13 protein-coding genes are annotated in these 13,004 nt (G+C 69.7%); 6 read left to right on the top strand and 7 right to left on the bottom strand.

Going from position 1 to position 13,004, the window contains the following annotated elements; all coding sequences use genetic code 11:
* Positions 1-43: 43 nt before the first annotated feature.
* Both FM105_RS04055 and FM105_RS04050 read left to right on the top strand, forming a co-directional pair.
* Positions 44-571: a helix-turn-helix domain-containing protein gene (locus FM105_RS04055; RefSeq protein ID WP_087005187.1), complete on the top strand. Its 528-nt coding sequence runs from the start codon at positions 44-46 to the stop codon at positions 569-571.
* Between the two features lie 40 nt (positions 572-611).
* Positions 612-2,312, top strand: a complete 1,701-nt coding sequence (locus FM105_RS04050; protein ID WP_087005622.1) for a glycoside hydrolase family 3 N-terminal domain-containing protein — start codon at positions 612-614, stop codon at positions 2,310-2,312.
* Between the two features lie 31 nt (positions 2,313-2,343).
* Here the strand turns inward: FM105_RS04050 and FM105_RS04045 are convergent, their stop codons facing one another.
* Together FM105_RS04045 and FM105_RS04040 are read right to left on the bottom strand one after the other, a co-directional pair.
* Positions 2,344-3,321 carry a sulfurtransferase gene (locus FM105_RS04045; protein WP_087005184.1) on the bottom strand — a complete coding sequence of 326 codons (978 nt, stop codon included), beginning with the start codon at positions 3,319-3,321 and terminating at the stop codon, positions 2,344-2,346.
* Between the two features lie 41 nt (positions 3,322-3,362).
* The gene (locus tag FM105_RS04040) at positions 3,363-4,580 is read right to left on the bottom strand and encodes a class I SAM-dependent methyltransferase (protein ID WP_087005181.1); all 1,218 of its coding nucleotides are present in this window, start codon (positions 4,578-4,580) and stop codon (positions 3,363-3,365) included.
* 81 nt (positions 4,581-4,661) lie between these two features.
* Here FM105_RS04040 and FM105_RS04035 point away from each other — a divergent pair, with 81 nt between their 5' ends.
* Both FM105_RS04035 and FM105_RS04030 read left to right on the top strand, forming a co-directional pair.
* Positions 4,662-5,612: a ribosomal RNA small subunit methyltransferase A gene (locus FM105_RS04035; RefSeq protein ID WP_087005179.1), complete on the top strand. Its 951-nt coding sequence runs from the start codon at positions 4,662-4,664 to the stop codon at positions 5,610-5,612.
* The gene (locus FM105_RS04030) at positions 5,609-6,583 is read left to right on the top strand and encodes a 4-(cytidine 5'-diphospho)-2-C-methyl-D-erythritol kinase (protein ID WP_087005176.1); all 975 of its coding nucleotides are present in this window, start codon (positions 5,609-5,611) and stop codon (positions 6,581-6,583) included. Before FM105_RS04035 ends, FM105_RS04030 begins: the two co-directional genes overlap by 4 nt.
* Before the next feature lie 19 nt (positions 6,584-6,602).
* Here FM105_RS04030 and FM105_RS04025 read toward each other — a convergent pair whose 3' ends face one another.
* From FM105_RS04025 to FM105_RS04015, 3 genes are all read right to left on the bottom strand, one after another.
* Positions 6,603-7,034: a PIN domain-containing protein gene (locus tag FM105_RS04025; protein WP_256970217.1), complete on the bottom strand. Its 432-nt coding sequence runs from the start codon at positions 7,032-7,034 to the stop codon at positions 6,603-6,605.
* Entirely contained in the window at positions 7,021-7,305 is a 285-nt protein-coding gene (locus FM105_RS04020) for a type II toxin-antitoxin system Phd/YefM family antitoxin (RefSeq protein WP_087005173.1), read from the bottom strand. The genes FM105_RS04025 and FM105_RS04020 overlap by 14 nt, the downstream gene beginning before the upstream one ends.
* Positions 7,306-7,368: 63 nt before the next feature.
* Positions 7,369-8,130: an HAD family hydrolase gene (locus FM105_RS04015; RefSeq protein ID WP_087005170.1), complete on the bottom strand. Its 762-nt coding sequence runs from the start codon at positions 8,128-8,130 to the stop codon at positions 7,369-7,371.
* Positions 8,131-8,274: 144 nt separating this feature from the next.
* Here FM105_RS04015 and FM105_RS04010 point away from each other — a divergent pair, with 144 nt between their 5' ends.
* Positions 8,275-10,176, top strand: a complete 1,902-nt coding sequence (locus FM105_RS04010; protein ID WP_087005167.1) for an ABC-F family ATP-binding cassette domain-containing protein — start codon at positions 8,275-8,277, stop codon at positions 10,174-10,176.
* Between the two features lie 33 nt (positions 10,177-10,209).
* On the opposite strand, the gene FM105_RS04005 is transcribed toward FM105_RS04010, so the two are convergent.
* The gene (locus FM105_RS04005) at positions 10,210-10,830 is read right to left on the bottom strand and encodes a phosphoribosylanthranilate isomerase (protein ID WP_087005164.1); all 621 of its coding nucleotides are present in this window, start codon (positions 10,828-10,830) and stop codon (positions 10,210-10,212) included.
* A gap of 137 nt (positions 10,831-10,967) precedes the next feature.
* Positions 10,968-11,585, bottom strand: a complete 618-nt coding sequence (locus FM105_RS04000; protein ID WP_087005161.1) for a MarR family winged helix-turn-helix transcriptional regulator — start codon at positions 11,583-11,585, stop codon at positions 10,968-10,970.
* 189 nt (positions 11,586-11,774) lie between these two features.
* On the opposite strand from FM105_RS04000, the gene FM105_RS03995 reads away from it, so the two are divergent.
* On the top strand, positions 11,775-12,866 hold the full coding sequence (locus FM105_RS03995) for a BMP family lipoprotein (protein WP_087005158.1): 1,092 nt from the start codon (positions 11,775-11,777) through the stop codon (positions 12,864-12,866).
* Positions 12,867-13,004: the final 138 nt, after the last annotated feature.

Raw genomic sequence — 13,004 nt, 5'->3', positions numbered from 1 at the left:
TCTCGTGGTCGGCGTGCGTCAGGGTCTGTGTGCTGGTGCTTGAATGCGTGCGGCGGTCGGTCGCAGGACGGCTGGCGGTGCGGCGACGTCGACGATGCTCGCGCAGCACCTGGGTGAGAGCACCGGGCAGACGAGCTATCACCTCCGGCAGCTGGAGAAGCACGGTCTCGTCGAGGAGGACCCCGGTCGGGGCACCGGTCGCGAGAGGTGGTGGAAGCCCATCAGCTTCTCGATCCGCCGCGCCTTCGTCGAGCCGGACGGTGCGACCTCGGCGCAGCTCGACGTGCTCATGGGCCACCAGCTGCAGGACCGGTTCGAGAAGCTGCGCGCGTGGCACGGCTACCACGCGCACGAGACTCCCGCATGGCAGGACGCGTCCGTGGACACGACGTCGACTTCCCAGCTGACCTCCGAGCAGGCGAGAACGATGACGCGCGAGATCATGGAGGTGATCGAGCGCCACACCGATGCCGCGCAGCAGGACAACCCCGATGCCAGCCCCGATGCCGACTCCGATGCCGACTCCCGCAGGTTCAGGGTCTACGTCAGCGCCTTCCCCCTGCGCGACTGAGCGGTTCGAGCGGCTGTCGTCCGCCGATACGATGGACGCCATGCGCACCTCCTTCGGCGTCTTGGGCGCCGCCGCTGCACTCGTCCTCGCAGGCTGCTCGTCGGCGCCACCGGACGGGGAGGGCGACGAATCGCCGGAGCCGACGGGGGCCTCGGCGGCGGGGGCTGCTGCAGGCGACCCGGGCGAGCACGCGACCGCGGATTCGGAGGCACCTCCGGCGGACGGCGTGACGGACGAGGATGTCGAGGCGGCAGCCGACATCGTCGCGGACATGGATGACGACGAGCTCGTCGGGTCCGTCGTGATGCTCACCTACAACGGCACGGACGTCGACGCGGCTGCGGACGTCGTGAGCGAACGGCACCTCGCCGGAGCGATCGTCATGGGCTACAACCTCTCCGACGGCGCAGGTGCGGACGAGGTGCGCGGAGTGACCGACGCCCTCGCGGCCGCCGCGGGCGATCGCGGATGGCCCGTCGCGATCGGCGTCGATCAGGAGGGCGGCCCCGTCGCTCGGCTCGACGACGCGGCGATCGAGTTCCCGCCGCTCATGGCGGCCGGAGCAGCCGACGACGCGGACATCACGCGCGCTGCGATCGAGGCACAGGGCGCCGACCTGCGGAACCTGGGTTTCACTGCTGACTTCGCCCCCGTCGCGGACCTCACCATCGGAGCCGACGACCCGGTCATCAACCTGCGCTCTCCCGGCGACGATCCGGAGCGGGTCTCCGAGGTCGTCGACGCCGCAGTGAGCGGATACACCGCGACCGGACTGGCCTCGTCCGCCAAGCACTTCCCGGGCCACGGAGCGCTCACAGTGGACTCGCACGAAGACCTCCCCGTCTCCGAGGACTCCCTCGACGAGCTCGCCGGAGACAGCTTCGAGCCGTTCCGCACCGCGACGGAGGCCGGAGCGCCGATGGTCCTCGTCGGCCACATCGGCCTGCCCGGGGCGGAGGACGTGCCGGGCACTCTCAACCCCGACGTCTACGACGCGCTGCGCGAGGACGTGGGCTTCGACGGCGTCGCCGTCACGGACGCGCTCAACATGGGTGCGGTGACGGAGGAGTCGGGGCAGGAGACCGTCAAGGCGATCGCGGCCGGCGCGGATCTGGCACTCATGCCGCCGGACTCCGGTGAGGCCGTGGCGGCACTGTCGGAGGCTCTGGAGAGCGGCGATCTGCCGCGCGAGCGAATCGTCGAGGCCGCGACACATGTCGTCGCGATGCAGCTCTGGCAGGCGCGGATCGGCGCTGTCGGCGGCACTGGCGGTGAGGGTGCCGGCGGTGAGGGCGCAGCGGGTGAGAGCGCAGAGTCGGACGAGGACGCGTCCGCCGCTGCGGATGGTGCGCTCACCGATCTGGCCGACGCCTCCCTCACAGTGCTGGCGGGCGAGTGCAGCATCGAGGAGCCCACGGATGCGGTGACCGTGACCGGTGGGTCCGACGCCGCGCGCGCTGCCTTCACGGAGGCGGCGGAGGACGCGGGGATGACCGTCGGCGAGGGCGGCACGACCGTGAGCCTGGGAGCCGGGGAGGGCGCTGCGGGCGCGGACGTCGTCGTCGGCACGACCGGCCCGTGGAATGCCGAGGACGCGGGTGCCGACACGATCGTCGAGGTCTACGACGACAATCCGCACGCGCTGGCAGCCGTCGCGAAGTACCTCACGGGGGACCTGGAGGCGGCCGGCTCCTCGCCCGTCGAGCTCTCCGTCGATGCGCCCGACTGCGCCGCGGGCTGAGTGTCCGGCGTTGAGCGTCAGTCGCTGAGCGTCACTTCTGCGGCGGGTGCACCGTCTCGTCGTCGGCTGTGCCGGTGGCGACCGGGCGCGCGGTGTCGTTCGACCACGCTGACCAGCTGCCGGGGAAGAGCGCCGCCTCGACGCCGATGCTCGCCAGCGCCAGCACCGTGTGCGACGCACTCACACCGGAACCGCAGTACGCGCCGATGGTGGGAGGTGCGGGTCCGTCTGGATTCGTCACGTCTGGTGTGCCCGCGACACTCGGTCCACCGACAGCTCGGTAGTACTCTGCGAGCTCGGCGGGCGAGCGGAAGCGTCCGTCCGCCGTGTTGCCCCCGGCCGGTGCGTTGAGCGCGCCCGGGATGTGCCCTGCCTGCGGATCCAGAGGCTCCGTGCGTCCCTCGAACCGCTCGGGCGCGCGGGCGTCCAGCAGGACCCCGCTGCCGGAGCCGGCCAGCGCCTCGGCCTCGTCCGCAGTGAGCGACGGCATCGATCCGGGTCGGATGACGAAGAGGCCGCCCGCGCCCGAGGTGCCGGCTGAGTCGGAAGCCGCCGCCGGGTCAGCTTCCTGCGGCAGGCCGGTCTCCTCCGGCAGGTCTGCAGCCCGCCACGCGGACCAGCCGCCGTCCAGGACGCGGACGTCGCTGTGTCCGGCCCAGCGCAGCATCCACCAGGCGCGTGCGGCGCCCTGACCTGCGACATCGTCATAGACGACGACGGGAGTGCCAGCGCGGACTCCCCAGGATCGGACGGTCGCCTCGAACCGGTCTGCGCTCGGCAGCGGATGCCGACCCCTCGTCGGATCATCGGACGAATGGTCGGACAGCTCGGTGTCCAGCGCGACGTACCGGGCGCCCGGGATGTGTCCGGAGGCGAAGTCCTCACGGCCATCGGGCTGCGTGAGGGTCCACCGGACGTCGAGGAGGACGGGAGCGGGAGTGGCATCGGCCCGGAGCATGCCCGCCAGCTCATCGACGGTGATGAGGACACTGCTGCGCGTATCGGTCATGGATGGATCCCTTCGCTCAGAGGCACGGTGTGGGCAGAGGCTCAGCCGGCAGCCACGGGCTGGGTGAGGAGGACGACGTGGTCCTCGCCCACGCGGGTGAAGACGAGGGTGGCGGAGTCGCCGGCGGGCAGCTTGAGCTGACGACGGACCTGGTCCGGCACGATGTCCGCCCCGCGCTTCTTGATGACGACGCGACCGATCCCGCGATCCACGAGCGCACGCCGCAGCGCCTTGATGCCCGCCGGGAGCACATCGACGATGCGGTAGCTCGCCACGGCGGAGGCGGCGGTGCCCTCCGGGAGCCGATCGCCGGTCAGGTAGGCGATCGGTCCGCTCACCCGACGCATGCCCAGGGGGCCGCACAGCGCTGTCACGAGACCTGCACGGATGATCGCGCCATCGGGCTCGAACAGGTACTCGCCCAGGTCTCCGATCCCGTCCTCGTCGTCGGCGGGCAGCTCGGACTCGTGGATCTGGAGGGCACCCTGCGGCCCGTGCACCAGCGCATTGCGGCCCGGACGGTCGCGGACCTCACCGTGGTAGAGCGCGACTTCGACGACGTCTCCGTCTTCGGACACCCACTGCGCCTCCCAGCCGTCCGGGATGAGCGCGTGGTCGAGAGCGGGACCCAGCTTGATGCCGACGCTGGGCACGGTCTCCGCCACGGAGAACGCCCAGGTGAGGCTGGGGGAGAAGGATTCTGGGTCGACGAGCCGGCGCGAGGCGGTGGTCCTCCCATCACCCGTGCGCCGAGCGGGATCCATCCAGACGGCGTCGAAGCGCTGCAGGTCCGCCTCTTCGGCGAGGCCCTGCGTCACGGACACGGTGTCGAGCGCCTTGAGGTTGTAGGCGGCCAGTGCCGCGGTGACGGAGTCCGCGTCGAGAGCCTCGACGCGGGTCGCACCGCCCATCCCCGCGAATGCCATCGAATCGGCGCCCAGCCCGCACCCCAGATCGGCGACGATCTCCGGTGCCGTGGCGAGCATCCGACGGGAGTGGTGCGCGGCGACGGACAGCCGCGTCGCCTGGGCGAGGCCGTCGCGGGTGAAGAGCATGGAGGCGGCGAACGGGCCGAACTTCGCCTTGGCCTCGGTCCGCAGCTGCGCCTGGTTGAGGAGTTCGGACGCCAGGTCCGGACTCATCCCGTCCTTCCGCAGGCGCGAGGCGATCGCGAGCTCGTCCGACGGCCGGTACTCGATCGACTCGAGCAGCGCGAGCGCCGCGGGATCCAGGAGCTGTGCGAGAACGGACTCATCCATGCGGTTCACCCTAGTGGGTGCAGGCGACACCACCACGCGTCCGCACTGGTGTTCCCGTGCACGTCCACTAGTGTGAAAGACATGACGACTCTCCTCAGCGCCCGCGACGTCCGCGTCCTCGCCGACGGGTTGGGTCTGAGGCCCACGAAGCAGCGGGGACAGAACTTCGTCATCGACCCGAATACGGTGCGGATGATCGTCGGTGCCGCGCAGCTCGACGGACCGCAGACGGTCGTGGAGATCGGCCCCGGACTGGGCTCGCTCACGCTGGGGCTGCTGGATGCGGGTCATCGGGTCGTCGCCGTGGAGATCGACGAACTGCTCGCCTCCCGCCTGCCGGAGACCGTCCACCGGTTCGCCTCGGACGTCTTCGAGGCGGCCGGCCGCTCGGATGGTTCGGATGACCCTGTGGGCTCAGAGACCGCAGAGACCACAGAGGCCTCAGAGACCACAGAGAACCCTGCGTCCGGATCCGCTGGGCCCTTCGCGCTCGTGCAGGCCGACGCGATGCGCGTCACCGAACTGCCCGACCACCTGGGGGAGCCCACCGCGCTCGTCGCGAACCTCCCGTACAACGTCGCGGTCCCCGTCCTCCTCCACTTCCTCGCGACCTTCCCGACCATCAGGCAGGTGCTCGTCATGGTCCAGGCCGAGGTCGCCGATCGGCTGGCCGCCCCTCCCGGATCCCGCACGTACGGCGTCCCCAGCGTCAAGGCGCAGTGGTATGGCACGGTCGAGCGCGCGGCGGACGTCGGGAAGAACGTGTTCTGGCCGGCCCCGAACGTGGGCTCCGGGCTCGTGCGCATCACGCGCCGTGACACGCCGCGGACCGGCGACCGGGACGCGGTCTTCGCCGTCGTCGACGCGGCCTTCGCCCAGCGTCGCAAGACCCTGCGCTCCGCTCTGTCCGGGTGGGCGGGCTCCGCCGCCGCCGCCGAGGCCGCACTCACCCGCGCGGGCATCGATCACCGCGCGCGCGGTGAGACGCTCACCGTCGACGACTTCGCAGCGATCGCCGAGGCCGCGGTATGAGTGCCCCACGCAGACTCCACCCCTCCGTCACGGCGCGCGCGTACGGGAAGATCAACCTCCACCTGGGGGTGGGGGATCCGGGCCCGGACGGCTACCACGCACTCGTCACGGTCTTCGAGGCTCTGAGCACTCCGGAGACCGTCACGATCGAGCTGGCCCAGGAGGACTCCGTCGCGGTCACGGGTCGTCGGGCCAGCGAGGGCATCCCCCTCGATGAGAGGAACCTGGCCCTCGCCGCGGTCATCGCCTTCCGTGAGCGGACGGGATGGGGCGGAAACGTCGCGATCACGATCGACAAGCAGGTGCCGGTCGCCGGCGGGATGGGCGGCGGATCCGCGGATGCCGCCGCAGCGCTCGTCGCCGTCGCGAAGCTGGCGGGCTTCGACGACCGCGCGGTGCTCGAGGAGATCGCCGCCACGCTCGGAGCCGACGTCCCCTTCGCGCTGCACGGCGGAGTCGCCCTGGGCCGAGGCCGCGGAGACGACCTGACCCGGGTCCTGTCCCAGGGCACGCACCACTGGGTGCTCGCGACATCGACGGGGAAGCTGTCGACCCCGGACGTCTACCGGCGGGTGGACGAGCTGCGCGAACAGGAGGCGACAGGCGGCTCCGGCTCCACTGACACAGATGGTTCCACTGACACGGACGGCTCCGCTGCACGACTGGCAGAGCCCACTGAGGTTCTCGCTGCGCTCGCCTCCGGTGACGTGGAGGCTCTTGCCGCGCATGTCCACAACGACATGACGGATGCGGCCGTCTCCCTGCTGCCGGACATCGCGCACGTCATGGACGAGGGTCGGCGAGCGGGTGCGCACGCCGTGCTGCTGTCCGGTTCGGGCCCGACGGTCGGCTTCCTCGCGCAGAACGCGACGCACGCGCTCGAGCTGGCCGTGCTGCTGGAGGCATCGCGCGGTGTGCGGGAGGTCGTGCGGACGACCGGTCCAGCTCGCGGCGCCCACATCGTGGAGTGAGGTGCGTGGCGCCTCGGCGTCATTCGACCGGATCAACGACAGCGAACCCCAGCTGTTCGGCCACGCGCGCCATGTTCGCATCATGCGTGGCGACAGTGACGTGCCCTGCACCGATGCGTCGGGCTGAGGCGAGGTGCAGTGCGTCGAGCGTCTTGATGTGAGGACGGATCGCCGCGGCCTCGACGAGCAGCGCATCGTCGAGACGCAGAAGCAGAAGCCGGTCGATGAACTCCTCTGCCCATGTGATCGGCAGGGATTCGCGGCGGAGGACTCGCGTCATCTCCAGTTCCAGGAGCCGCGACGAGACCATGCGTGCACCCTGATCGCGCATGTCATTGAACCAGTCGATGGCGGACGTGCTGTGCCCAAGCACGATCCTCAGCGCGACTGACGAGTCCAGATAGTACGGAGTCGGCTCGTCAGAGGCTGGCATCTCGTCAGAGGCCGGCATCGCTGTTGGTCTCCTCGATCAGCTCGTCGACGCTGCGGGACACGGACACGGGTGCGCGATGCTCGATCCGCGGATGCTCGCGACGGGGTGGGGCGGCGAGCCCTGCCGCGAAGAGTGCTTCGATCGGGCTGTCGGCGGAGTCCGGTTCCGGGACGAGTCGCAGGACGACCCGGCCGCGGTTCGTGATGCGCACGACTTCACCCTGCTCGATCGCTTCTCGTGCGACCGCGGAGACCCTCTGGTTGAACTCGGTCATCGTGATCGTCTTCATGGAGTGATTCTAGTACATCCATGCTAGATCGAACAGGACTGGAAAATCGTGCGCAGCGGTGCATCACCCCTGGGCCGCGAACGCGTCCTCGACGGCGTGCGCGAAGGCGAGGAGTGAGGGGTGCTCGGCGTCCGGAGTGATGCTCATGCGGGGATCGGGCGTCGCACCCCAGCCGGGACGATCGTGGCGGCGGTTGATCCAGACTCCCGGCAGTCCGATCGCCTTCGCGGGCACATGGTCGTGGAACAGCGACTGGGCGACGTGCAGCAGACGGCCTGTCAGCCCGAGGTCCGCGGCGCGATCCGCCAGCGCGGCGAAGTTCGCCGGGTCCGGTTTGTATGAGCCGATGTCCTCCGCAGTCAGGATCTCGTCGAAGTCGACGACGAGCCGTCGGTTCGAGGCAGCGAACCCGGCCCGGTCCACGTTCGACAGGATGATCAGCCGGTAGTGCCGCTGCAGGATCGTCAGCGCCTCGACCGAATCGTCGAAGGCCGGCCAGCCGGGCACGGAGGTGCCCAGCGCCTCGGCATCCGCATCCGCGACGGGGAAACCGAGCGAGCCGCCTGTCCGACGGAAGGCCTCGCGCAGGGCATCGGGGTAGAGGATCGTCGGTGTCTCGCGCAGAACCGCCGCCTCATTCTCCGCATACGCGACGAGCACTTCCTCATCCGTGAGCGCAGGGTCGTGGCGCCGTGCCCACGGACCGATGACGGCGGCGATGCCGGCCTCCCAATCGATGAGGGTGCCGTAGCAGTCGAAGCTCAGGGCCCCGAACGCTGTGAGGTCGAGAGCGCTGAGGTCGAGAGCAGTGAGATCGCGGGGCATGGGCGACTCCTTCGTCGTTGTGGGCTGTTCCGTCGTGCTGACCGTGGGCTGCTGTACTGACGCCGCTCACAGCCTATGACGCGTCCCGTCGCCTGCGGACGAGTAGGCTGGAGGCCGCTCCACACCACCTGCGAAAGGACCCCTGTGCACCTGCTCGGCGCAGAGACGATCAGCCTCAGCTATCCCAACCGGACGATCCTCGACGAGCTGACGATCGGTGTGGACGCGGGCGATCGGATCGGCATCGTCGGTCGCAACGGTGACGGCAAGTCCACGCTCGTGACGATCCTCGCGGGCCTGCGCGAACCCGATTCCGGCCGCGTGACCCGCCGCCGCGACGTGACGACCGGGTACCTGCATCAGGCGGACGACTTCGCGCCCGGCGCATCGATCCGCGAGGCGGTGGTCGGCGACGCCGCCGACCACGAATGGGCGGCCGTCCCCCGTATCCGCGACGTCATGTCGGGACTCCTGGGCGACCTCGACCTCGAGGCCCCCGTCGACGGACTCTCCGGCGGGCAGCGACGCCGCGTCGCGCTCGCCGCCCTGCTCGCGGGTGACCACGACGTGCTGTTCCTCGATGAGCCGACGAACCACCTGGACGTCGAGGGCATCGCGTGGCTCGCACGGCACCTCAGGAACCGCTGGTCAGCGGGCCAGGGGGCCGTCCTGGTCGTCACGCACGATCGGTGGTTCCTCGACGAAGTCACGACCCAGACCTGGGAGGTCCACGACGGCACCGTCGACCAGTACGAGGGCGGGTACGCCGCGTACGTCCTCCAGCGGCTCGAGCGCCGCCGCCTCGCAGACCAGGCGGAGGCGAAGAGGCAGAACCTCATGCGCAAGGAGCTCGCGTGGCTGCGCCGCGGAGCGCCCGCCCGCACCTCGAAGCCCAAGTTCCGCATCGATGCGGCCAATGCGCTCATCGCGGACGTCCCGCCGGTGCGCAACTCGGTCGAGCTCGTCGGCATGGCGACCTCGCGACTGGGCAAGGACGTCTTCGAACTCACCGATGTGGGTGTGGACTACCCCGGGAAGACGGTCCTCGACGGCATCGACTGGATCGTCGGACCCGGAGACCGCATCGGGATCCTCGGTCGCAACGGCGCCGGCAAGTCGACGCTGGCGGGCCTGCTCACGGGCGATGTCGATCCCACACGGGGCCGGGTGAAGAAGGGGAAGACGGTCTCCGTCGCGGTCCTCGACCAGCAGCTGCGGGACCTCGAGCCGCTCATGGGCGAGTTCGTTCGCGAACTCCTGGGTCGGAAGAAGACCGAGTACAAGACGGCGGGCGGCGATCTGACACCCGGCCAGCTCGCGGAGAAGCTGGGACTGGGCGATGTGCTCGCCAACCGGGTGAAGGACCTGTCCGGCGGCCAGCGGCGTCGCCTGCAGTTCCTGCTGACCTTGCTGGACGAGCCGAACGTCCTCATCCTCGATGAGCCCACGAACGACATGGACACGGACATGCTCGCTGCGATGGAGGACCTCCTCGACACCTGGGCCGGCACACTGCTGGTCATCTCGCACGACCGCTACTTCATGGAGCGCGTGACCGACGATCAGTTCGCCGTCCGCGGGGCCGGGGTCCGGCACCTGCCAGGCGGGATCGACGAGTACCTCAGGCTGTCCGCGGCGCAGGACGCGGCTGAGGCCGCGACGCGGGCCGCCGGTGGCGCCGCGGCAGGCGGATCCGCGACCGAGGCCCTGTCCGGCTCCCGCTCGGGGGCTCCGGCTGCCGGTTCGGCAGGGTCGGCGGGGTCAGCAGGGTCGGCGGGCCAGAGCGCGGCGGGGACCGGGACCTCGGGCGCGGGCTCCGGGATGTCCAACGCGCAGCGTCGTGCCGCGCAGAAGGAATTGTCCGCCCTGGAGCGGAAGATGGGGAAGCTGCAGCGCAGCGTCGATGACGTGCACGCACGGATGGCGGCCCACGATCAGAGCGATTTCTCGGGCCTTGCGTCGCTCACGCAGGAGCAGCAGGGGTACGAGGCGGAGCTCGCCGACCTCGAGGAGCGCTGGCTGGAGCTCACGGACGAGCTGGACTGAGGCCTGGACTGAGGCTCAGCTCGCCTGCCCCTGTCAGGAAGCAGTCTGCTTCGCGGCCTCGACGAAGCGGCGGATCAGCGCGTGGTCCTTCGTGCCCCGGTGCGCTTCGACGCCGCTGGAGACGTCGACGCCCCAGGGACGCGCGGTCGCGATGGCGCCTGCAACGGTGTCCGGGCTGAGTCCGCCGGCCAGCAGCCAGCGACCGTGGGGCCGTTCGGCGAGCATCCCGAGGTCCCATGTCGTGCCGGAGCCCGGGGTGCTCGAATCCAGGAGCAGCGCGTCCTCGCCGTACGCGCCCACGGCGGTGGGTCCGCGATCCGCGGACGTCGCGCGCCAGATCTCCAGTCCGTCGACCTCGACGGCGCGGCGGGTGTCGCTGTGTGAGTAGCCGTGGAGCTGCAGGACGTCGACGCCGATCGCCTCTGCCGCCGCGATCGCCTCGTCGATGCCCAGATCGTGCACGACCGCGACGGTCGTGAGCGGCTTCGCCGACGGTCCCACGGCCTCCGCGTGCGCGACGAGGCTCCGCGCGTGCTCGACCGACACCGCTCGCACGCTGGTGCTGCTCAGCACGACGCCCATGGCATCGGCCCCCGCGTCACGCACGGCGTCGACGTCGCCCACAGTTCTCAGACCACAGATCTTCACGTACACGGGGCGATCCTATCGGTGGGGAGAAGCAGAAGGCGCCGGGACCTTCGTGGTGAAGGTGCCCGGCGCCTCGGCGTCGATGTGGGGGTGCCCTGCGGCAGTGGCAGTGGCAGCGGTCAGTAGGTCAGTAGGTCAGTGGGTCAGCTGGCGGCCTGGTCGTGGGCCAGCTGCTCTGCGGAGGCCTGCGGATCGGCCAGTGCCGCGCGGCCCTGAGTGGCGCTGCGCAGGTTCTCTCCCGACTTCTCGAACTCGTCGACGACGCGCTGGTTCGCGGCCCCGAGCTCGCAGACGAAAGCGGTGTGGGTCTGGACCTCGGAGTCATCGGCGGGCTCGAACGCGGCCTCGTACTGAGCGGCGAGCTGACGGTAGAAGTCCGCCATGAGCTGCGCGGACTTGTCCGTGTGGTAGATCGAGATGCGGCGGCGGTCAGCGGAGTCGCGTTCGCGGATGAGGTAGCCGGCGCGGACGAGGCGCTCGAGGATCGAGGTGAGGGTCGACGCGGACAGCGACAGTCCGCGCGCGATGTAGCCGGGCGTCGCCGTCTCCTGCTCGTCGTCCAGCGAGATCACCGACTGCACGACGTGGAAGTCGATCAGGTTGAGGCCGTGCGTGTGTGCGAACTGCGCCGCGGCGGTCCGGGAGACCATCGTCTGCACCTGATTCGCGTGGATGAGCTCCACGATGGACAGGCGGGGTGAGGGGCTGTTCGCGGTCGACTGCTCGGGGAACAGTTGAGTCCGGAGGTGTTCAGGAAGCATGGTTCCGAGTCTAGTTCACAACGATTGTGTTTCGATTGGGTCGACAAGTGCGAAAGCCCGGTGAATTCGGTCCGAATCCGTGGAGGATGATGCATTGGAATAACGGACCACCATCGATGTCGTCGGCGGATGCCGCACGCGCGCGCGGGGAGTGGGTCCGTCCTCGTACTCATGGAGAGTGAGAAACCAGTGAAGCGAAAGCATCTTGCATCGGCGACGGCGCTGATGGCGGCGAGCGTACTCGCGCTGAGCGCGTGCGGAGAAGCACCGGAGGAGTCGAGCGGTGGCTCAGAGGGCGGCGAGGGCGCCGACTACCTGGGCTGCATCGTCTCCGACGCGGGCGGGTGGGACGACAAGTCCTTCAACCAGTCCGCTGCGGAGGGCCTCGAGATGGCAGTCGAGGAACTGGGGATCGAAGAGGCTCGCGCGGAATCGCAGAGCGATGCGGACTTCGGCCCCAACGTCGACAGCATGGTCGGCCAGGGCTGCAACATGACGATGGGCGTCGGCTTCCTCCTCGAGGACTCGATCCAGCAGGCCGCAGAGGCCAACCCGGACATGCACTTCGGCCTCATCGACTCGACGTTCTCGGACGCGGACGGCAATGAGACGGAGCTGGAGAACGGCAAGCCGATCATCTTCAACACGGCGGAGGCCTCGTTCCTCGCGGGCTACCTCGCCGCGGGCATGACGGAGACCGGCACGGTCGCGACGTTCGGCGGCATCCAGATCCCGTCGGTCACGATCTTCATGGACGGCTTCGCCGACGGCGTCGACGAGTACAACTCGGACAACGACGAGGAGGTCGAGCTGCTCGGCTGGGACAAGGAGTCGCAGGAGGGCTCGTTCTCCGGCGACTTCGACAACCAGAGCCAGGGCCAGGCGCTCACGGAGCAGTTCATGTCCCAGGACGCGGACATCATCATGCCGGTCGCGGGCCCCGTCGGCCTCGGTGCGGCATCGGCCGCGCAGGGCGAAGAGGGCACCAAGATCATCTGGGTGGACTCGGACGGCTACGAGTCGACCGACTACGGGGACATCATCCTCACCTCCGTCATGAAGGAGATCTCCAACGCGGTGAAGGACACGATCGCAGAGGACTCGAACGGGAACTTCTCCGCAGAGCCGTACGTCGGCACTCTGGAGAACGAGGGCGTCGGCCTGGCTCCGTACCACGACTTCGAGGGCGATGTCCCGGAGGAGCTCGATTCGAAGATCCAGGAGCTGCGCGAGCAGATCATCTCCGGTGAGGTGACTGTCGAGAGCCCCAGCTCGCCCTGACCCCACCAGGGGCCTGATACGGGTCCCGGCGGTGCGCCGCCATCCGCTCCAGCCGTCGGTTAGGCTGTGGCCGCGGATGACGACGACCGCCGGGGCCCGTCACCATCCTCCGCCCCGTGTTCCCACTCCAGGAGAATC

The sequence above is a fragment of the Brevibacterium yomogidense genome (assembly GCF_900163715.1).
GTDB classification, from domain to species: Bacteria; Actinomycetota; Actinomycetes; order Actinomycetales; family Brevibacteriaceae; genus Brevibacterium; species Brevibacterium yomogidense_A.
The sequence above is the reverse complement of the archived record's forward strand: the minus strand, read 5'-3'. Positions and strand labels throughout refer to the sequence as shown.